Origin of the sequence: Sulfitobacter maritimus, assembly GCF_013346665.1 — a bacterium.
GTDB lineage: Bacteria > Pseudomonadota > Alphaproteobacteria > Rhodobacterales > Rhodobacteraceae > Sulfitobacter > Sulfitobacter maritimus.
The window spans coordinates 120,218-140,223 of sequence record NZ_JABVBB010000019.1 but is presented as its reverse complement, the minus strand read 5'-3'; the positions used below and the strand labels follow the sequence as shown (position 1 = coordinate 140,223).

Annotated in this window: 16 protein-coding genes and 1 pseudogene; 9 read left to right on the top strand and 8 right to left on the bottom strand. The window is 57.2% G+C overall.

The window, feature by feature from the left end; genetic code table 11:
- Positions 1-5 precede the first annotated feature (5 nt).
- Positions 6-938, top strand: a pseudogene (locus HTT03_RS01640) (IS5 family transposase).
- A gap of 900 nt (positions 939-1,838) precedes the next feature.
- On the opposite strand, the gene HTT03_RS01635 reads toward HTT03_RS01640, so the two are convergent.
- Both HTT03_RS01635 and HTT03_RS01630 read right to left on the bottom strand, forming a co-directional pair.
- The gene (locus HTT03_RS01635; protein ID WP_174858132.1) at positions 1,839-3,149 is read right to left on the bottom strand and encodes an NAD(P)/FAD-dependent oxidoreductase; all 1,311 of its coding nucleotides are present in this window, start codon (positions 3,147-3,149) and stop codon (positions 1,839-1,841) included.
- Between the two features lie 20 nt (positions 3,150-3,169).
- Positions 3,170-3,757 carry a cupin domain-containing protein gene (locus HTT03_RS01630; RefSeq protein WP_174858131.1) on the bottom strand — a complete coding sequence of 196 codons (588 nt, stop codon included), beginning with the start codon at positions 3,755-3,757 and terminating at the stop codon, positions 3,170-3,172.
- A gap of 237 nt (positions 3,758-3,994) precedes the next feature.
- Here HTT03_RS01630 and HTT03_RS01625 point away from each other — a divergent pair, with 237 nt between their 5' ends.
- The 7 genes from HTT03_RS01625 to HTT03_RS01595 all read left to right on the top strand — a co-directional run bounded on the left by HTT03_RS01625 (position 3,995) and on the right by HTT03_RS01595 (position 13,368).
- Entirely contained in the window at positions 3,995-5,620 is a 1,626-nt protein-coding gene (locus HTT03_RS01625; RefSeq protein ID WP_174858130.1) for an ABC transporter ATP-binding protein, read from the top strand.
- Positions 5,601-7,301: an ABC transporter substrate-binding protein gene (locus tag HTT03_RS01620; RefSeq protein WP_246253319.1), complete on the top strand. Its 1,701-nt coding sequence runs from the start codon at positions 5,601-5,603 to the stop codon at positions 7,299-7,301. Before HTT03_RS01625 ends, HTT03_RS01620 begins: the two co-directional genes overlap by 20 nt.
- A 67-nt stretch (positions 7,302-7,368) precedes the next feature.
- Positions 7,369-8,319, top strand: a complete 951-nt coding sequence (locus HTT03_RS01615) for an ABC transporter permease (RefSeq protein WP_174858129.1) — start codon at positions 7,369-7,371, stop codon at positions 8,317-8,319.
- Between the two features lie 31 nt (positions 8,320-8,350).
- Positions 8,351-9,229 (top strand): ABC transporter permease, encoded by an 879-nt coding sequence (locus HTT03_RS01610; RefSeq protein ID WP_174858128.1) that lies wholly within the window; start codon positions 8,351-8,353, stop codon positions 9,227-9,229.
- Positions 9,186-10,175, top strand: a complete 990-nt coding sequence (locus HTT03_RS01605; protein WP_246253325.1) for a 2-hydroxyacid dehydrogenase — start codon at positions 9,186-9,188, stop codon at positions 10,173-10,175. The genes HTT03_RS01610 and HTT03_RS01605 overlap by 44 nt, the downstream gene beginning before the upstream one ends.
- Before the next feature lie 25 nt (positions 10,176-10,200).
- On the top strand, positions 10,201-11,907 hold the full coding sequence (locus tag HTT03_RS01600; RefSeq protein ID WP_174858127.1) for a thiamine pyrophosphate-binding protein: 1,707 nt from the start codon (positions 10,201-10,203) through the stop codon (positions 11,905-11,907).
- 12 nt (positions 11,908-11,919) lie between these two features.
- Positions 11,920-13,368: an FAD-binding oxidoreductase gene (locus HTT03_RS01595; RefSeq protein ID WP_174858126.1), complete on the top strand. Its 1,449-nt coding sequence runs from the start codon at positions 11,920-11,922 to the stop codon at positions 13,366-13,368.
- A gap of 4 nt (positions 13,369-13,372) precedes the next feature.
- On the opposite strand, the gene HTT03_RS01590 is transcribed toward HTT03_RS01595, so the two are convergent.
- The 4 genes from HTT03_RS01590 to HTT03_RS01575 all read right to left on the bottom strand — a co-directional run bounded on the left by HTT03_RS01590 (position 13,373) and on the right by HTT03_RS01575 (position 16,601).
- A complete protein-coding gene (locus HTT03_RS01590) occupies positions 13,373-14,119 on the bottom strand; it encodes an SDR family oxidoreductase (protein WP_174858125.1) in 747 nt (248 codons plus the stop codon).
- A 161-nt stretch (positions 14,120-14,280) separates the two neighbouring features.
- Entirely contained in the window at positions 14,281-15,063 is a 783-nt protein-coding gene (locus HTT03_RS01585; protein WP_174858124.1) for an amino acid ABC transporter ATP-binding protein, read from the bottom strand.
- Positions 15,060-15,731, bottom strand: a complete 672-nt coding sequence (locus HTT03_RS01580) for an ABC transporter permease subunit (RefSeq protein WP_174858123.1) — start codon at positions 15,729-15,731, stop codon at positions 15,060-15,062. Before HTT03_RS01580 ends, HTT03_RS01585 begins: the two co-directional genes overlap by 4 nt.
- 108 nt (positions 15,732-15,839) lie before the next feature.
- A complete protein-coding gene (locus tag HTT03_RS01575; protein ID WP_174858122.1) occupies positions 15,840-16,601 on the bottom strand; it encodes a transporter substrate-binding domain-containing protein in 762 nt (253 codons plus the stop codon).
- A gap of 180 nt (positions 16,602-16,781) precedes the next feature.
- On the opposite strand from HTT03_RS01575, the gene HTT03_RS01570 reads away from it, so the two are divergent.
- Positions 16,782-17,539, top strand: a protein-coding gene (locus tag HTT03_RS01570; protein WP_174858121.1) for an IS5 family transposase whose coding sequence is annotated in 2 segments (ribosomal slippage) — positions 16,782-17,103 and positions 17,103-17,539 — 759 coding nt in all. Because the reading frame shifts where the segments join, the coding sequence is not laid out codon by codon here.
- Positions 17,540-18,136: 597 nt separating this feature from the next.
- On the opposite strand, the gene HTT03_RS01565 is transcribed toward HTT03_RS01570, so the two are convergent.
- Positions 18,137-19,384, bottom strand: a complete 1,248-nt coding sequence (locus tag HTT03_RS01565; RefSeq protein ID WP_174858120.1) for a cytochrome P450 — start codon at positions 19,382-19,384, stop codon at positions 18,137-18,139.
- A gap of 272 nt (positions 19,385-19,656) precedes the next feature.
- Complete coding sequence (locus tag HTT03_RS01560) at positions 19,657-19,929, bottom strand: metal-sensitive transcriptional regulator (RefSeq protein ID WP_174858119.1); 273 nt, start codon at positions 19,927-19,929, stop codon at positions 19,657-19,659.
- Between the last annotated feature and the right edge of the window lie 77 nt (positions 19,930-20,006).

The window sequence follows — 20,006 nt, the reverse complement described above, 5'->3', positions numbered from 1 at the left end:
AGGGGATGAGCAGCTGGTCCCCTACCAAATATAAGACCAAGAATTGGTCGTCTTACAATGACAGCTTGAAGCGGCGCGGATCGTTGTCGATCTGGTTTGATCCGGAGATGGTGTGGGCGCCGCCGCCAAACGGCAAGCGCGGTCGGCAACAGCAATTCAGTGACGCGGCTATTCAAACGTGTCTAACGCTGAAGGTCCTTTTTGGCATGCCGCTCCGCCAGACAACTGGGTTCGTTCAAAGCTTGCTGCGGTTGGTCGGGCTTGATTGGTAAGCACCGGACTTCAGCACTCTTTGCCGCCGCCAGAAAACGCTGAACGTGAGCCTGCCGTATCGTGGCGGTGCTGGCCCGTTGAATCTTCTTATCGATAGCACGGGGATCAAGGCCGAGGGTGAAGGCGAGTGGAATGCACGTAAGCATGGCGGTTCTAAACGCCGCATATGGCGCAAGATACACATAGGTATCGACGAGGAAACGCTGGAAGTTCGGGCAGTCGAAGTCACCAGCAGCAACATCGGTGATGCTCCCATGCTGCCCGAACTCCTGACCCAAATCCCGCTCGATCAGGACATTGGCAACGTTACCGCAGATGGGGCGTATGACACCCGCAAATGCCACGAGGCGATTGCTGCCAGAGATGCCCATGCGGTGATCCCGCCACGCAAGAATGCAAAGCCCTGGAAGCCTACGAGCGCCGGAGCAATTGCCCGCAACGATGCGGTCCATGCGCAACGGTATCTGGGCCGCACGGTGTGGCGACGCTGGAGTGGATACCACCGCAGAAGCCGCGTCGAAACCAAGATGCATTGTATGAAACTACTGGGCCAATCGCTCATGACGAGGGACTTCGAAAGGCAAGTCGCGGAAATCCAAGTCCGCATCGCCATCCTCAACCGCTATACGGCTCTTGGCATACCTATCACTAAGCCCGTAGGCTAAATCCGTCTGGGGTAAGGGGAAGAACGTCTTTAACCCGATTTGTGCAACAAAGCCGAAACAGACAACGTGTGACGCGCACTGGCGCGAGGCTCCAGTTCGGCAGAAGGTCGGCAATCTGCCCAGTCAGCCGCTCGATCCTGGTCTCGGCGTCAGTCACGGCATGGATATAATCCTGAAGCACGATTTGCTGGGCCGGGCGCTCAAAGCGAACCGTCGTCAGCCAGCGTCGATAGGCCTTTGTCCAGCCTTTTTCACCCGGATAAGTCCGGTCGTTGCGGAGCAGGAAGCCTTGGAGATGCTGCCGCGCCGGTGACGCGCACAGCTGTCGCCCGCGCTCGAACCAGATCGCGCATCGCCTCGTGGGCTGCATCCGGCACCCAGACCGCCGTCAATTCGCCCGCCGGCCTTCATTGGAATGAGTGACGGCGCGACAACGATGCAGTCATGCCCCAAGCCGGCCAGTTGGCGGCGCAGACCATAGCCGCATGGATCGGCCTCATAGCAAAAATGCAAATGGGATCCGTGAGCACTCAATTTCTCGACCAGCTTCCTGAGGTGGTCCGGCCGATTGGGAATCGTTCCCCAATGGCGCACTTCACCCCTGCGCCTACCTTGGGCGACCGCAACAGAAATCGTAGCCTTGTGGACATTAAGTCCGATGAATGTGCTATCTTGCATGTGGTCTCTCCCCCATTCGTGAGGCTCGGCGCTAGCCTATCTGGCGCAGCCCTCGAACAGAGAATGCCGCGGGAGAGGCCACCGAACCAGTCAGCTCACACGGCGATCATGGGGTCTAAAGCTCGGTATCTCCCAAAGTTTGGCCGCGGGTCCTATTTGGAAGGTCGTTCGATCTTCCGCTTGGCGCCGCTAGGAATAATTAGACATTCTGCCCTTCCCATCCTAGCGGCCTGCCCGACGCATCTTCGCCCGGTCGTCCATGCGGTACTTCATCATGAAGAACGGCATGAACCAGGGCTTCCCATTGTAAAATGGAATGGCTGCTGGCGGCTGGAAATCAAAGGCCGAAGGGGCTTCATTGGTGTTCCCCAGGATTTTTTGCGCCGCCTTCCGCCCGATCCATGGTGCCCAGACAACACCAGAACCGCAGAACCCGGTCGCGTAAAGCATCCCTTTCTTCTCGAAAATGCGCGGAATCATGTCGCGGTGCATGGCAACCTTGCCATACCAAGTATGCGAGATGGCAAAAGGCTCCAGCTCTGGAAACAGGTCAAGCAAATTGCGACGCAGATAGGCGACCGGTTTGGTGGGATCTTCAAGAGACGTCCCATCTCGTCCGCCAAAAAGTATGCGCGTCCCATCCGGTGACGGGCGGAAGTAAAAACCAAGCGTGCGGGTATCATTCAGCATCATGCGGCGCGGCATCAACTTGTCCATAAGCTCGGGCGGGAGAGGCTCAGTGGCAATGATCCGACTGCGTACCGGCACGATGCGACGGCGCAACCAGGGGGTGGCACCATCGGTGTATCCATTCGTACAGATAAGAACCTGTTGTGCCTGAACTTGCCCTCGCGCGGTACGTACCGTAAAGCCAGAAGCCTCTTGGTCGATACCCTCAACAGCTGTGTCGGAATGCACAACAACACCCGCAGCTTGGGCGACACGCAGTAGTTCGGCGATGAACTTCGCCGGATGTAGCCCGCCGATATCCATACGCACACTGCCGCCCCGGAAAAAATCCGTACCGATGTACTTGTGCTGTTCGGCCTGAGGGACAGCATAGGATTCGATCCCAAGGTTGCGCTCCAGATGCTCAGCGTGGCGCGCCATCCGCTCATAATCTTCGGTACCGAGCGCCCCCCCGAAGCGACCGACCTGAGCGAAATCACAGTCGATCCCTTCGGCAGTTATCATGTCATAAAGATGCTGGCGGGCATCCTTGCCTTCAAGCGTGATGGCATCGGCGCGCTCTTGGCCGAATTTCTTCACCAAGGTCGCATGGTCCAACCTGATATTGCCGCTGGTAATGCCTCCGTTGCGCGAGGAAGCGCCTTCGCCTGGGTGTTGCTTGTCATATATTGCCACCGATCGCCCGGCGCGGGCCAGCGTCAATCCAGCCGTCAGCCCCGCATAGCCAGCGCCGATGATCGCGACATCGACACGTTTTTCCAGCGGCACTTCTGGCACGGGGGAGACAGGCGCGGCTTCCCACCAGTAGGGCGTGCATTTTAACGTGGTGTTTTCGGCGGACATCGTGGGGGCTCCTGCGGAGGTTATAAGTGACGGTCAAATTGGACGGCGCCTATGACCCATAAAATGCGGGCCGGCGCGGCACTATCGTTTCTAAAGCCATGCTCCAGCGAACTGTCGAAGACAAAACTATCACCTTCTTTCAACACAGCACTTTGTCCGTTGACGAAAAGCGTAAGCTCGCCTTCCAGAACGAGCCCCCCTTTCTCTGCGGGATAGCTCAGCGCCGTATTGCCTGATGTGGCCTCAGGCGCGATCGTCAGGATCATCATCTGCAAATGATGGTTGCCGCCTGAGGTAAGTAATTCTTTCTGAAGCGATCCTAGATCAATATGCGGTCGATCTGCCGCGCGACGGATAAACGAAGGTTCTTCGTCCGCTCCATCTGAGCTATCGCTGAACATCTCCTGCATCGGCATATTAAGCGCGCGGCGCAATGCTGTGAGAACGCGCATCGACGGGTTGGCAATGTCGCGCTCAATCTGGCTGATCATACCGACGGACACACCCGATTCTCGAGCCAGCTCTTGCAAAGACATGCCCTTTTCATGTCGCTGACGACGGAAGGTTGCTCCGATCGGAGCGTCAGCGCGAAGGTTTGGTGTCGTCATGGGCAATCCTATGAGGAAAATGCTTGAGAAACGGGATCAGCCGCGCCTTAGTGCGTTCAATAATGAAAATAGAAGGAGGGTAGTGCAAGCATATAAGTGAAAAAAGTGAAAAAATGGGCGTGACTAAGCGTAAATTTCATTATAGCCGTTGTTTGAATTTCATTAGTGAAAAAGCGTCAGGGACGGGCCACAGTGACAACACAAGGCAGAATCTCCGAGAATAAGGGCGACTCAGCGATGTCCGGTCCCGTATTGTCAGTCCGCAATCTTACGGTCGATCTGCCCAAAGGGATGGAGCGCAAGCATGCTGTGCAGGATATTTCCTTTGAGCTGCCTCGCGGTGAAATCCTCTGCGTCATCGGAGAATCCGGGTCTGGCAAATCGGTAACCGCTAACGCGCTTATGGGGCTGTTGCCGCCATTGATGCACGTCAGCTCTGGCGAGATTCTGTTCCAAGGTCAAAATCTCCTAGAGCTGGACGAGCCAGCTTTGCGCAAGCTGCGGGGCCGGGTCGTTTCGATGATCTTTCAAGACCCTTTGTCTGCCCTCAACCCGCTGATGACCGTCGGCGACCAAGTTACCGAAGTGATGGCAGCACACGGGGAAGGAACAGCCGAAGCGCGAAGTGCGCGTGCGCTCGAATTGCTGACTGAAGTTGGCTTGCCGGATCCCGCGTTAATGCTTCATCAGTACCCGTTTCGTCTCTCAGGTGGCCAACGACAACGTGTGATGATCGCAATGGCACTTGCTCTTGAGCCTGACATTCTAATTGCCGATGAACCCACTACCGCTCTGGATGTCACGACCCAGGCGCAGATTCTAGATTTGATCCAGCAGATCCAGCGCAAGAAGGGCATGAGCGTTTTGTTCATCACCCACGACTTCGGCGTGGTATCTGAGATTGCCGATCGGGTGATCGTCATGGAGAAAGGCCATATGGTCGAACAGGGGGTGGCTGACACAGTGTTTTCGACACCCCAGCATCCCTACACAAAGCGCCTCATCGCTGCCGTGCCGCGCCTGAGGGAAACAGATCGTCCCAGTGCGTCAAGCGATAGAACTGATGACCCTGTTTTGACCGTCGAGAAACTGAATTTGGTTTACCGCAGTGGCGGTGGATGGTTTAGCCGCCAGCGCGAGGTTAAAGCCGTTGACGATGCAAACTTCACCCTTCGCAGAGGGCGGACGCTTGGGGTCGTGGGGGAGAGTGGCTCTGGCAAAACGTCTTTAGGCCGCTTGTTGATCAAATTGCTAGACAGCGACAGCGGCCGAATTCTCTACAAAGGGCAGGACATCGCCTCAATGAAGGAAAGCGATTTCCGTGCGTTGCGGCCAAAGATCCAGATGATTTTTCAAGACCCCTTCGCGTCTCTCAACCCACGCTCTACGATTGGCCACATCGTCACGATCGGTCCGATCGCACAGGGTATGAGAAAAGCCGATGCCAGGGCCAAAGCGCTCAGAATCCTTGAAAAGGTGGGATTGGATGCTGGGGCCTTCGGGCGATACCCGCATGAGTTTTCGGGCGGTCAGCGCCAGCGCGTAGGTATCGCACGGGCATTGATGTTTGATCCGGATGTGCTTGTTGCAGATGAAGCGGTTTCGGCCCTTGATGTCTCAATCCAAGCCCAAATCCTGGAGCTTTTAGACAAAATTCAGCGCGAGACCCAAGTGGCCATGTTCTTCATCACCCACGATCTGCGCGTTGCCAGCCAAATCTGCGATGAACTGCTGGTCATGCAGAAAGGCCAGATTGTCGAAGCCGGCCCACCGTCTCAAATCTTTTACGCCCCGAAAAACGCCTACACACGCGAGTTAGTCGCCGCCATCCCGGGTGCCGATCATGCTCTTCAGAAAGCGTGAAATAGAAATTCAAAGGAGGAGGAAGACCATGCCAATTACAAATATGAACCGCCGCAAGGCGCTAACCATGTTGGGCCTCACGGGGGCCGCTGGCGCAATCGCGCCAAATCTGTTGGTCAGTCCAGCTTGGGCCGCGCGGCCGGACACACCAACTGGGCAAATCGTCGTTGGGGTTAGTCAAGAACCAACTGTGTTTAACCCGCTCATGCCTCGTATTGAGGTTGATGACGGCGTCCAGCTCTCTGTCTTTGACGGCCTGGTTCGGATCAGCCCGGATGGGGAATTCATCCCCGCTCTGGCAGCCGAGGTTCCGACGATCGAAAACGGCGGTCTGTCGGAAGACGGGCTAACCTGGCACTTCAAGCTTCGGGACGATGTGACTTGGCATGATGGTGAGCCCTTCACCGCTGAAGATGTGAAGTTTACCCTCGAGCTGATCATGGACCCAAACTTCCGCAGCTGGCGGACCACGGGCCATGAGCTGGTGCGGGATATCGAAGTCGTCTCCCCCACCGAGATCAAATGGCGCATGGAGGAACCTTTTGCGCCGTATATGTCGATCTTGGTTGAGACCATGATGGTGCCCAAACATATTCTTGGTCACCTAGAGGATCGCAATGAAGCGCCCTTCAACCAGGCGCCCATCGGCACCGGTGCGTTCAAATGGGGCAGCCGTAAAGCAGGCGATCACGTGGAGCTTGTGGCAAATCCCGACTACTTCGGTGAAGGCCCCTTCGTCGAACGCCTGATCTTCAAATATATCCCAGACCTGACCGTCCTTTACACTCAGTTCAAAAGCGGCGACATCGACATCATCAGCAATCAGTACATCACGCCCGACAACTATGCCGAGGCAAAGACCTTGGCCGGCAAAGAAGTCAGCGTTGTGCCCGCCCCCACCGTTGAATCGGTCTTCTTGAACAACGAGAAACCCCAGTTTCAGGACAGCGCGGTGCGCCAAGCGATCTATGCGGCGATCGATAAACAAACAATCATTGATGCACTCTATTACGGATTGCCGACCCCCAGCGAAAGCTATCTGCCGCAGCAGTCCTATTACTACAATCCCGATCTGCCCCGGCATGAATACAGCCCCGAAACGGCAAACAAGCTGCTGGATGAGGCGGGTTGGGAGCGCGGCGCCGACGGCATCCGCGCAAAAGATGGGGTGCGCCTGTCCTTCAGCAACTCGACGACCTCGGGCAACCATTTGCGTGAACAGGCCCAGCAGTTCATCCAGCAATCCCTTGGCGAGGTCGGGATCGAGATGACCATTGAAAACAAACCGCCAGCGGTGATGTGGGGCGAGTATTGGACCCAGTCGCAGTTTGATTCTGTGATCGTTGGCATTGTTTTCACCACCGGGGCGGATGCCGATGTCACCGTGCGTTTTGCTTCTGATGCGATTCCAGCACAAGGCGGCCGCGGCTCGAACACCGGCCAGTATCAAAACCCAGAGGTCGACAAGCTACTCGAAGAGGCTGGGCGCATCTTTGACCAGGCAAAGCGTAAGGAACTCTACGGCCAGGTGCAGGAAATCATTCGAGAAGACCTGCCTTTGCTGCCTCTCTTCCAATATGCGACCGTGCGCGGTCACAAAGAGGGGCTCAAAGGGATCGAAGCGAACATCAACACGCGCATCGATACCTGGAACGCGGCCCAATATTACTGGGACCAATAAACGCTAGACGGGGCGCTGCTTTCTGGCGCCTCGTCGTCCCCACCTCGCGGAAAAGGCAAACCCAAGAATGGCTGGATTTCTCGTAAAACGCCTCTGGCAGAGCATCGTGCTTTTGATCATCGTCTCGATGATCGGGTTCGGGGTGCTTCATCTGACCCCAGGGGGTCCGTTATCGCAATATGCGCTGACGCCTGGCATGACCCAAGAAACCATGGATCGGATCGCAGAGCAGATGGGGCTCAATCGACCGCTGCCCATCCAATATCTCGATTGGGCTTGGCGCTTGCTGCAAGGAGATTGGGGCACCTCGTACCGGGATCAGCAGCCCGTTCTGACGGTGATCGGACGGCATCTGTTCGCAACTTTGTTGCTGATGGTCAGCTCGACAGTGATTTCGATCGGGTTGGGAACTTGGATTGGCATCCGCGGGGCAACGCACCGCTATTCAACCTTTGACTATACCGCGACAGTGGGCGCAATGATCGCCCTGTCCATCCCGACATTCTGGTTCGGCCTTGTGGGCATCTATGTCTTCTCGCTCAAACTGGGATGGCTGCCAGCCGGGAACATGTACACGATCGGCGATGGGTCTCTGCTCGATTATCTACACCACCTTATTTTGCCAAGCGTCGTGCTAGCATTGGTCAATATTGCAATCTGGAGCCGCTACATGCGGACCGCGACACTTGACGTGATCAACCAAGATTTCGTCAAGACCGCGCGGGCGAAAGGTGTCGGCGAACGCCGGGTGCTGATGAAACATGTGGTCGGTAACGCGCTTTTGCCGATGATTACCCTTGCAGGGATGCAACTGCCTAACCTCTTAAGTGGCGCTCTGGTGACCGAAACGGTCTTCACATGGCCTGGCATGGGGCGTCTTTTTCTCGATAGCCTTGGCTATAACGATTACCCAGTTGTTATGGGGCTGCTGATGTTCTCAGCCATCCTCGTCCTGCTGGGCAATCTGATTGCCGATCTCGTTGCCGCTTCGATCGACCCGCGCATCCGCCTCGCCTGAGCTTGCGACCATTCGCGAAGGAAAACGTCAAATGACAGCTGTTGAAATTCACACACATAAGCATCGCTGGTGGCGTAGTCGGGGCGTACAGCGTTTTGTCCAACACCGCTTAGCAATGATCGGAATGGCCATGCTGTTCCTATTGACCTTGGCTTGTATCATCGGCCCGTATCTGCTGCCTTATGATGAGCTCTACATTGACCTGCGCGCACGCTTTGCGCCGCCCTTGAGCGGCGACCATTATCTCGGCACCGACCCCTTGGGGCGTGACATCGCCGCGCGGCTGTTGATGGCCGGGCGCATTTCGCTGCTGGTGGGCTTCTTTGCCATGGTGTTGTCGACCGCAATTGGGACGGTCATTGGCGTCGTCGCGGGGTACTATGGCGGCAAAGTCAATTCGATCCTCATGCGTTTTGTGGATGCGTTCCTAGCCTTCCCCTCGATCTTCCTGCTGTTGGCTTTGGCCGCTTTCATCAATCCAAGCCCGGTGATGATCACAATCATTATCGCAGTTACCAGCTGGATGGAGATCGCGCGGATCGTCGAAGCTGAGGTAAAATCCCTGCGGGAACGTGACTTCGTCATGGCCGGACGGATGCTAGGCTTGCGCAATTCTCATATCATGTTCCGAGAGCTGCTGCCCAATATGGTGGGCCCCATCATCGTGGCAGCGACGCTGACCGTCGCCCGCGCGATCCTGCTTGAAGCCTATATCAGCTTCCTTGGCTATGGCATCCAGCCGCCGCTGCCAAGCTGGGGAAATATGCTCAATGGCGCGCAGCAATATCTCGCGACCGCCCCCTGGCTGGCCATCATCCCCGGCATCACGATCACCATCGCAGTCACCAGTTTTAACTTTATCGGCGATGGGCTGCGCGATGCCTTGGACGTGCGCAACGATCCTGCCTGACCAATTGGAGGCTCCTTTGACCTTTCTTGCTAACCTGGACCGCCCCCGGGCCGAAATGCTGCGGGCGAAGTTTGCGCAACAAATGCCTGAAGTCGCTGTTGCGATCGCGGATGAGCCTTATGATAAGGCCACCGTACGCTACATGCTGACCTGGCAGGTGCCGAGCGACATCAAGACAGCGTATCCCAATCTTGAGGTTATTTTCTCGCTTGGCGCAGGGGCGGATCAATTTGTGATGTCCGACGTGCCCGATGGCGTTCCTGTCGTACGATTGATTGATGACGGACTGACCTCAATGATGCAGGAATATGTGACAATGGCCATTCTTGCCTTGCACAGAGATTTGCAGGGCTACCTGGACAATCAACGCAACCAAAAGTGGGAACGCGTCTCGGTCCCGCCACTGCCCCGTGATCGCCGCGTGGGTGTCATGGGATTAGGGGAACTAGGCCGGGGTGCGCTTCGAGCTTTGGCACCTTTTGGGTTCTCTCTTTCTGGCTGGGCGCGCAGCGCGCATCAAATCGAGGGTGTCGAGACATTCCACGGAGAAGACGCTCTGCCCCGGTTTCTTGCGCAGACCGATATTTTGGTTTGTTTGCTGCCTTTGACCTCGGCGACCCGCGGCATTCTGAACAGCAACCTGTTCGAGCAGCTGCCCGATGACGCCGCGCTGGTGCATGTTGGGCGCGGCCAGCAATTGGATCATGCCGCGCTTACCAAAGCGCTCGACAGTGGCAAATTGCGCGCGGCGGTCATTGATGTCACCGCGCCAGAACCGCTGCCTGAGGGCCACCCTTTCTGGGATGATCCGCGTATCATCCTCACCCCGCACATCGCGTGCATCACGCGTTTGGAAACCAGCCTGCCTGGTATTTTTGATAATCTGAAGCGGCACCAAATGGGTCAGCCCTTGCAGGGCGTCGTCGACAAAACGCTAGGGTATTGAACCCTCTCAGAACGGAGCCTTCTCCATGCTGCAAAAAACATCCCTCAAGGCGCGGACCGGCGGACAGGTCCTTGTGGATCAGCTTTTGATCCATGGCGCCGACACCGCCTATTGCGTGCCCGGCGAAAGCTACCTTGAGGTGCTGGACGCGCTTCATGACGTGCAGGACCGTTTCAACTTGATCAACGCGCGGCACGAAGCCGGGGCCGCGAATATGGCCGAGACCTATGGCAAGCTCACGGGCAAACCCGGGATCTGCATGGTTACCCGTGGTCCCGGCGCCTGCCACGCGGCCATCGGCGTGCATATCGCGCGGCAAGACAGCACGCCGATGATCCTGCTCGTGGGCCAGATCGCCCGCGACACCACCGACCGCGAGGCCTTTCAAGAAATCGACTACCGTGCCATGTTCGGCCCCATCGCCAAATGGGCCACCCAGATCGACGACCCGGCGCGGGTGCCCGAATATATGGCCCGCGCCTTTCGCGTGGCGACCTCGGGCCGTCCCGGCCCGGTGGTGATCTCCCTGCCCGAAGACATGCTGACCGAGGTGGTTTCCGTGGCCGATGCCCGGCCCTATACGGCCACCTATGCGGGACTGTCGCCCGATAGCCTCGATATGCTCAAGACCGAGACCGCGCAGGCCGAACGGCCCCTGCTCCTGCTCGGCGGCTCTGGCTGGTCGGATGAGAGTGCGGCGGCCATCACACGCTTTGCCGAAGCCAACAAGATCCCCGTCACCACCTCCTTTCGGCGACAGGACATCGTGAACAACCTCTCGCCGGTCTATGCAGGCGATTTCGGCACCTCCACCGCGCCCAGCCTATACGCCCACCAGCGCGAGGCGGATCTGCTCATCGTGATCGGCGCGCGTTTGGGCGAGATGACGACCAAGACCTATACCACCATGCAATCGCCCAACCCCGAGACCCGTCTGGTGCATCTCTACCCGGAGGCGGATGAGATTGGCCGCGTCTATTCGCCGGACTTGGGCATCGCGGCAGCGCCCGTCGCTGTGGCCGCTGCCTTGGACGGCCTCGATCTGGGCCGGGCAGAGACATGGGGCGATTGGTGCGACACGCTACACGCCGATTACCTCACCGATACCGAAGCGCCGAATGGCGGGGAATGGGACCTCGACATGGGGGTGGCCCTTGCGCAACTGCGCGATGAGCTGCCCGACGACGTGGTGGTCACGCTCGACGCGGGCAACCACACCGGCTGGGCGCAGCGTTTCCTGCGCTTTGGCCGTCCGGGCCGGATCGTCGGCTCCACCTGCGGCGCGATGGGCTATTCCGTCCCTGCCGCTGTCGCAGCCTCGATCGCTGCGCCCGAGCGGCTGACGCTCTCCTTCGTCGGCGACGGTGGCTTTATGATGAGCGGCAATGAACTCGCCACCGCCGCGCAATATGGCGGGCGGCCCATCGTGCTGCTGTTCAACAACGGCATCTACGGCACCATTCGCATGCATCAGGAACGCGACCACCCGGAGCGTATCTCGGGCACCACCTTGCAGAACCAAGACTTCGTAAAGATGGCCGAAGGTCTGGGCGTCCATGCCGAACGGGTGACCAAGACCGAGGATTTCGCCGCCGCCTTCACCCGCGCCCGCGAGAGTGGCCGTCCGGCGCTGATCGAACTGGTGACCGACCCCGAGCAGATCTCGACCCGCACCACGATCAGCAAGCTGCGCGCCGCGGCTCAGAAAAAAGTCGACGCCGACCAGCGCTGAAGGATGACCCAGATGACGACCCTGACCGCGCCGCGCCGCGCAGATGATACGAAGGCGCAAGACCACACCGCCTTGCTCGATGCGCTGCGCGATGCCATCGGCCCTGCCCATGTGGTGACCGACGCCAAGGATTTCGACGCGCGGCTGATCGAAGACCGCGGGCTGCGGCGCGGCACAGCGGTGGCGCTGATCCGCCCCGGCTCAACCGAAGAGGTCGCCGCCTGCATGCGTCTGTGCCACGCAGCCGAGGTGCCGGTCACACCGCAGGGCGGCAACACCGGCCTCGCGGGGGGCGGGGTGCCCGATGGCGGCATTCTCCTCACGACCGACCGGCTGAACCGTATCCGCGCGGTCGATCCGACCAATGCCACGATGACGGTCGAGGCGGGCTGCATCCTCGCCAATATCCAAGCGGCGGCGGATGAGGTCGACGCGCTTTTCCCGCTCTCGCTCGCCTCCGAAGGGTCTTGCCAGATCGGCGGCAACCTTTCGACCAACGCGGGCGGGACGGCGGTGCTGCGCTATGGCAATACCCGCGACCTCGTGCTGGGGATCGAAGCGGTGCTGCCCGATGGCCGGGTGCTGAATGACCTGAACGGCCTGCGGAAAAACAACACCGGTTTTGACCTCAAACACCTCTTTATCGGCGCCGAAGGCACGCTTGGCATCATCACCGCGGCGGTGATCAAGCTCTTTCCCAAACCCACCGCACGCGCAACCGCGCTGGTGGCCTGCACCGGCCCCGACCCGGCACTCGCGCTCTATGCGCGGCTGCGCGGCCAGACCGCGGACACGCTTTCGACATTCGAGTATATCGACCGGCTGGGCCTGCAAATGGTGATCGACCATGCGCCCGGCTGTAGCGATCCGATGGCCGAGGCGCATCCCGCCTATTGCCTGATCGAACTCACCGGCAATGGCGCGCAGACGAACCTCGACGCCCGGCTAGAAACTGCATTGGAAACGGCTTTCAAAGCGGAGGAGATCGTCGACGCCGTGATCGGCGCGTCGGAGGCGCAGAAAGACGCGCTGTGGGCGCTGCGAGAGAACCTGTCAGAGGCGCAGAAACCCGAAGGCGCGTCGATCAAACATGACGTTTCGGTCCCGGTGTCCCGCGTCGCGGATTTCATCAACACTGCGACCGAGGCTTGCATTGACCATATGCCCGGCTTACGCCCCTGCCCCTTTGGCCATTTCGGCGATGGAAACCTGCATTTCAACCTCTCCCGCCCTGTTGATATGGGGGACGCTGATTTTCTCGCTGAATATGGCGCTTTCAACCGGATCGTACATGACATCGTGCATGAAATGGGCGGTTCATTTTCAGCGGAACACGGCATTGGCACCTTCAAACGGGCCGAGCTGCGCCGGTATAAAGACCCGGTCGCACTGGAGTTGATGGGCCAAATCAAAGCAGCCTTGGACCCAGGCCAATTGATGAACCCGGGCAAGGTGCTTTGACCGCTTAACCGCGCCCCGCGAAAGGCATTTTGGTGGCCATAACGGTGACGAACATGGCGTTCGAGTCGAGCGACAGCTTCGCCATGTAAGACAGCGTTTCGGCCACGTCGTTCACATCCATGCGCGGCTCCGAGATGCGACTGCCATTGGGCTGAAGGACGCCTTCTGTCATCCGCTCGGTCATCTCACTCGCCGCATTGCCGATGTCGATCTGCCCGCAAGCAATGTCATGCGCACGGCCGTCGAGTGACAACGCGCGGGTGAGCCCGGTGATCGCATGTTTTGTCGCCGTATAGGGCACCGACAACGGGCGCGGCACATGGGCGCTGATTGAGCCGTTGTTGATGATCCGCCCGCCCTTTGGACTTTGCCGCTTCATCATTGCAAATGCAGCACGGGCACAGAGGAAAGACCCGGTCAGATTGGTCGCGACGATGTCATTCCAATCCGCCATGCTAAGGGCGTCCAACTCTACCGCGGGGCCATTGCGCCCAGCATTGTTGAACAACAGGTCCAGCCGACCAAAGGTTGTCTCCACCCGATCGAAAAGCGCTGCGACGTCGGCCTCCATCCCCACATCCGCGGCAACGGCGATATGCCCTTTCCCTTCGAGCGTCGCGCAGGCCGCGTCAATCTTGTCCTGTCCGCGCCCGGCCAAAACGACGGTGAAACCATCCCGTGCGAGCCGTTGCGCACAGGCTAGCCCCACGCCGCTGCCAGCGCCCGTAATCAGTGCAGTTTTTTGTACCATTCCAATAATCCATTCGGTTCAATCACTTCGAGAATAATACGAAAATTACTGTATAGGACCACTCGAACTCAGGGTTTTTGCATTCTCCAGTTGACGTGCCACCGGCACGTCAACTTGCAATCTCAATGAGCTTACACATCAGAAAACCGACACTCGGCCTTCTAATGTGTAAGAACCCGCGACAAAAAGCTTTGCGTGCGTTCATTCTGGGGCGCATCAAACACCGCTTCTGGCGTCCCCTGCTCCACGATTTCGCCCTTATGAATATAGATTACCCGGTCCGCGACTTCGCGCGCGAAGTTCATTTCGTGGGTGACAATCACCATGGTCATGCCGTCGCGGGCTAATTCACGCATGGCGTCCAGAACCTCCCCGATCATCTCGGGGTCAAGCGCTGATGTGGGTTCATCAAACAACATCAAGCGCGGCTCCATCGCCAAGGCGCGTGCGAGTGCTACGCGCTGCTGCTGTCCGCCGGAAAGCTGACTGGGGTATTTTTCGGCTTGATCTGCGATGCCCACACGTTCCAACAGCCGGTGTGCCGTCTTCGTTGCCTCAGCACGGCTAGCGTGACGAACCTTAGTAGGAGCGAGAGTAATATTGTCGATCACGCTGAGGTGCGGAAATAGGTTGAATTGCTGGAATACCATCCCGACCTCGGTGCGGACTTGTTGCAGCTCGCGGCTGGATTTTCCATCCGGTTTTAGCACTTTGCCGTCAACCTCAAGATGGCCTTTTTGATATTCCTCTAGCCCGTTAATACAGCGAATAAGTGTCGATTTCCCTGAGCCACTTGCGCCAATGATAACCACCACCTCGCCGGAGGTGACGGTGAGATCCACGTCTTTCAGGACATGCAATGACCCAAAATGCTTGTTCAGCTTTTCCATGCGCACGATAGGTGCGGTGTCAGTATCAGGGGTTTTGTTGCTTTGTTCGCTCATTGGCCCACCAGCCCCTTTCGCTCCAGTAGCCGCAGCAGCAGTGACAGCGTCAATGTGATCGCCAGGTACAATAACGCGACCATCAGGTAGACCTCCAGCGCGCGGAAGGTTGTTGCGATATAAATTTGCCCCTGTCGAACCAGTTCTCCGACACCGATCACCGCAAAAAGAGATGTATCTTTGATGCTGATGATCCCTTGATTGCCAAGCGCAGGGATCATGCGACGGAACCCTTGAGGCCAAATGATATAGCGGAATGTCTGAGTCCTGGACAGCCCAAGTGACAGGCCCGCTTCGCGCTGACCGCGCTCGATGGACTGCACGCCGCCGCGCACGACCTCGGAGATATAAGCTCCGGAGTTGACAGCGATAGCTGCAATACCGGCGGTGATCGCGTCAATCGGCCCGCCTAGAAGCTGTGGCAGCCCGTAGAAAATGAACAATACCTGCACAAGCACCGGGGTGCCGCGAAAAACCTCGATGTAGACAATGGCAGGCCAACGTAGCCAAGAAGCAGAGCTTAGCCGCAAAAGTCCGAAGAACATGCCGATCACGAACCCGATGGCCAACCCCCCGAACGAGATCAGCAACGTATAGGGTACACCGGCCAATAGATAAGGGATCGAGTCAAGGGCGGCCTGCCAGTTGAATTCGAATGAGCCGTTCACAGGCGTCGCTCCATCATAAAATAGTGCCTTCCCGAAGATCTACATCGGGAAGGCGAAAAATAACACGGTCACCGTTTTCGCAGAATGGGCACCGTGGATTCAACGAAATCACTTGCTTTCGGAAGTACCGAAATACTTACTATGGATTTCGTCGTAGGTACCATCCTCACGCATTTCGGCCAACGCTTCGTTAACCGGCTCACGCAACTCGCTGTCTTTGGCAAAAGCAATTCCGTACTGCTGCCCTTCATACAGCGGGCCGACGACTTTCACTCGGCCTTCGCCCCGGGTTTTTGCGAAATAGCCTACGTTTGGCGCGTCATAAAATACGGCGTCTACACTGCCACCCATAAGGGCCAGATACATGTCGCTGGACCCTGGATAGGGCGTGATCGTGGCTTCATCGCCAAATTTCTCGGTCAGGAAGTCAAAGCTGGTCGAGCCGATTTTTGTGCCGATCTTCATGCCCTTAAGATCGTCGAGGTCTTCGACTTCGTCATTGTTGGAACTGATGAGAATTTGCAGACCGCTATCGTAATAAGGGTCTGAGAAATCGACAATCTTTTCACGTTCATCGGTGATCGTGATGCCGGCAATCGCGATGTCCACGCTTCCGGTCTGGACGGCCGGAATGATCCCGTTGAAGTCCATAGTGTTAATGTCGACCTCAAATCCTGAACGTTTGGCCAGTTCTCGGATCATGTCCATGTCAAAACCGGTCATTTCGCCGGTCTCTTGGTCCATCATTTCAAACGGGACAAAGCTGGGGTCAGTCGCTACTTTGGCGGTCTCTGCCTGAGCTACGCCACTCAATGCGAAGCTGACGCCTAGCCAGCCTACCAGCGCGACCTTCTTGAGTTCATTGGCCATTTGATCCTCCATTTATGCAATAAAAGCCGTAGGTTACTGATCGTTCTTATTGTTAAGTGAACGATGACGGCTCTGTTATGGGACGTCAAGGCGATTTTTCCTGCCAGCCAACCTAGGGTCAGGACCCATTGATTTCCTGTTAAGGGCATGTTTCACGGCTCGGAAAAACGAGCGGTGAACATGTCTGATCTTTTCTGGTTGAGCGATGCGCAGATGGCGCGTCTTGAGCCCTATTTCCCCAAGTCCCACGGTAAGCCACGCGTCGATGATCGGCGTGTGTTGAGTGGCATTATTTTCATCAACCGCAATGGGTTGCGTTGGCGCGACGCACCGGCGGAATACGGGCCGCACAAGACGCTCTACAACCGTTGGAAACGTTGGAGCGACAGGGGCATCTTTGCCCGGATGATGGCCGGTCTGGCCGCCGGGCACGGCGAGAAGAAGACGGTCATGATCGACGCGACCTATCTCAAAGCCCACCGAACAGCGACCAGTATGGGCGTGAAAAAGGGGGGCGTGGACGCCTGATCGGTCGCACCAAAGGCGGCATGAACACCAAACTGCACGCCATTTGCGACAGCCAAGGTCGCCCTCTTAATCTGTTTGTAACGGCCGGTCAGGTCAGCGACTACATTGGCGCACGGGCTTTGCTGAGCCGCCTGCCGAACGTCGATTGGCTGCTTGGCGACAGGGGCTATGACGCCGATTGGTTCCGAGAAGCGTTAAAAGACAAAGGGATAAGCGCCTGCATCCCGGGTCGAAAACAGCGCAAGAACACCGTGAAATACGACAAGCGGCGCTACAAACGACGCAACCGCATCGAGATCATGTTCGGCAGGCTCAAGGATTGGCGGCGCGTGGCAACCCGATACGACAGGTGCCCAAAGGTCTTCCTGTCAGCCATCGCTCTCGCCGCCATCGTCATCTACTGGCTTTGAAACTCAATGAGTCCTGACCCTAAGACGACCTGAATGTCGGCACGTCCAAGAGCTTTTGCCACCTCCAGCCCCGCGAAACCGGCTCCTATGATCACCACGCGGGCGGGGCTGTTTTAGACGAGAGCGGCTGCATAAATAGTACTCCTTGTAAAAATATCTAAAGCGGTGAGTTCTGCGGCATAACAACGGTGTCGCCCTTAGCGAGGATGACCCGAAACTGTTTTCGGGATCATCATAAGTTTTAGTATTCCGGTAGCCTCCCTCAACCAATCGCACCGCACCAGAAGGTATCCGCTCGCATTTCGCTCCAATTAAGCTCAAGGGATACTGCAGGATCAAGGCTATCTGCTACAAACGGCTTTAACGTTGAAATAAAATAACAAAGATTGTCATCCTTGTTTTCGGTCCCAGCCTTTTTTTACCGCGACGACTTACTGATGCTACTAGGTTTTCTCGGCACCGTAATTGCGATCACGCTCCTCAATGCTGCCAAGTTCAGCCGGTAGCGTATTCCATCCCTATGGTGGCGATGCGCTCCCCCTGCGGCGTTCGACGCCACCAATGATGCGTGGTCAATTCATCTGGACCAGGCCGAAGCTATTGCCGTCGCCTGATGTTGCGCATGATGAACCGGTTCTTGGGCAGGGATGGCAGCTCTCCCGAGGCCAGCTCCGAACCCTGATCCGGCACATCGTAATTGATCTCATTTACGAGATATCTGCAGAATACCTTCATCTGGCTGATCGCGATCCACTCGCCTGGACAACGGTGGTTCGTGTAGTGGTCGCCACCGCCCTGGGGAATGAAATTATATGGGTTTTCGTCCCAACTTTGAAACCGTTCGGGCAGGAACTCAAGCGGCGCATCCCATGAACGCGGATCGGTGTTCGTGCCGTAAAGATCGAGCAGAACCCTGCGCCCTTCCGGAAAATGATATCCTCGCCACTCGAAAGCACTTCTGACTCGTGCCGCGACCGCAGGAAAGAATGGGTAGAGGCGGCGAACCTCCTGAACGAAGGGTTCGAGCAAGCCTTCGTCATCCCGCAGTTTCTCTTGCCATTGGGAATACCTGTACAGAGCGTGGGCCGTCTGAACTACGAATACCGACACCGCCACGGTCGGACGCAAGATGTTTAGCAGCTCCACTGCGGCAACCTTTGAGTTCAGCAGCTCCCCGTTTAAATCTCTCCATGTCGCGATAACATGAAGGGCGCTTTCCTGCGTTGGCTGAAGCTTGCCATCGCGAACCTGTTGGATCATCCCTGCTGCCCATTTTTCTAGGCGGTGACGCGCCCGCCGTGCTGCCCAATGTTTCGGGCCAACCGCCCCCGCTTGCTGGAAAAGCGCTGTAAGCTGCGCTGTTCGGGTCGATACCTCCGTCTCAGGAAGTGGCACCCCGGCCCAAGTGCAGACAACTCTCGTAAGCAGTTCACGCACTTCGTCGTAGAGCACGATTTCATCCCTCACTTCCCAGCCCGGTGCAAAGCTGTCTAGCATGTGAACCGACATGCCTTCGAGAGCGGCGATCCGCTCGGTTCCCATGAGCGACATGAACATCTTTTTGCGGTGTTGGTGGGTCGCGCCATCTAATCCCTGAACACCGCCCTTGCCGAGTAGCGTTTTCTGAATACGACCAGGCATCGAGTTTGTGCGGATCAGCCGGTTTTCTCGATAAAAGACTTCGGCGGCCGCAGCTCCAGTTATGCAAATCGTCTTTTGAAGGAGGATGCGAGTTTCAAAAAGGTCTGCGTCAAGATCACGGCAGGTCTTCGAGATGAACCCGTAAGGATTGCGAAACAGAGCGAGCGTGCTGTCAAAGCCCCTCGCGGATGGTATATCGGACATGGGTTGGACCTCCGTTGAGTTTTTCCTCGCATTAACCCTGAGCAGGCTCGTTATTTGCTGAGCACAAGCTTCACCAGAACAGGAGGACCGCGCCGCAGAAGTTCGTCACGTCCGCGAGATTGAAGGACGGCGCCAGGTATGACCATAGCCCTTTTGGAAAAATATGAATGCCATTCTCAATGTGAACGTACAATGTGTTGGGGCGTGCGATTTATTGTAGGGTTCTAATAGTCGATATTGCCGATGCTATTGTGCTGCATCAATGGCGACTTCTACCTAGACGCCTTCTGCAAAAGCTCAATCAGCTCGTCGAACTTTGCTCTCTGCTCATCAGGGTCGCCGCTCTCGATGGCAGAGGCGACACAATGTTCCGCGTGGTTTTCGAGGACCAGCCGCTCGACCCCGAGCAAGGCCGACCGGATCGCAGCCGTTTGCGCCAGAATATCCATACAGTAGCGGTCCGCTTCGACCATCTTGGCCACGCCACGCACCTGGCCCTCCAATCGGGCAAGGCGATCCAACGTCTTCTGTTTGTTCTGCTTCATATTCGCTCCATGGAACCATTTTGGCGACACGCAGGTTTAGATACCTACAGGGGGTATAGGGCAACTTTGAGTAGGAA

Excerpts from the sequence above, each read along its gene's own strand:
- HTT03_RS01630 (WP_174858131.1), bottom strand. The coding sequence starts at position 3,757 with ATGACGACACCAAACCTTCGCGCTGACGCTCCGATCGGAGCAACCTTC.
- HTT03_RS01590 (WP_174858125.1), bottom strand. The coding sequence starts at position 14,119 with ATGGTACAAAAAACTGCACTGATTACGGGCGCTGGCAGCGGCGTGGGG.
- HTT03_RS01565 (WP_174858120.1), bottom strand. The coding sequence starts at position 19,384 with ATGTCCGATATACCATCCGCGAGGGGCTTTGACAGCACGCTCGCTCTG.
- HTT03_RS01560 (WP_174858119.1), bottom strand. The coding sequence starts at position 19,929 with ATGAAGCAGAACAAACAGAAGACGTTGGATCGCCTTGCCCGATTGGAG.
- HTT03_RS01620 (WP_246253319.1), top strand. The coding sequence starts at position 5,601 with ATGCTCTTCAGAAAGCGTGAAATAGAAATTCAAAGGAGGAGGAAGACC.
- HTT03_RS01625 (WP_174858130.1), top strand. The coding sequence starts at position 3,995 with ATGTCCGGTCCCGTATTGTCAGTCCGCAATCTTACGGTCGATCTGCCC.
- HTT03_RS01610 (WP_174858128.1), top strand. The coding sequence starts at position 8,351 with ATGACAGCTGTTGAAATTCACACACATAAGCATCGCTGGTGGCGTAGT.
- HTT03_RS01605 (WP_246253325.1), top strand. The coding sequence starts at position 9,186 with ATGGGCTGCGCGATGCCTTGGACGTGCGCAACGATCCTGCCTGACCAA.
- HTT03_RS01635 (WP_174858132.1), bottom strand. The coding sequence starts at position 3,149 with ATGTCCGCCGAAAACACCACGTTAAAATGCACGCCCTACTGGTGGGAA.
- HTT03_RS01575 (WP_174858122.1), bottom strand. The coding sequence starts at position 16,601 with ATGGCCAATGAACTCAAGAAGGTCGCGCTGGTAGGCTGGCTAGGCGTC.
- HTT03_RS01600 (WP_174858127.1), top strand. The coding sequence starts at position 10,201 with ATGCTGCAAAAAACATCCCTCAAGGCGCGGACCGGCGGACAGGTCCTT.
- HTT03_RS01585 (WP_174858124.1), bottom strand. The coding sequence starts at position 15,063 with ATGAGCGAACAAAGCAACAAAACCCCTGATACTGACACCGCACCTATC.
- HTT03_RS01615 (WP_174858129.1), top strand. The coding sequence starts at position 7,369 with ATGGCTGGATTTCTCGTAAAACGCCTCTGGCAGAGCATCGTGCTTTTG.
- HTT03_RS01595 (WP_174858126.1), top strand. The coding sequence starts at position 11,920 with ATGACGACCCTGACCGCGCCGCGCCGCGCAGATGATACGAAGGCGCAA.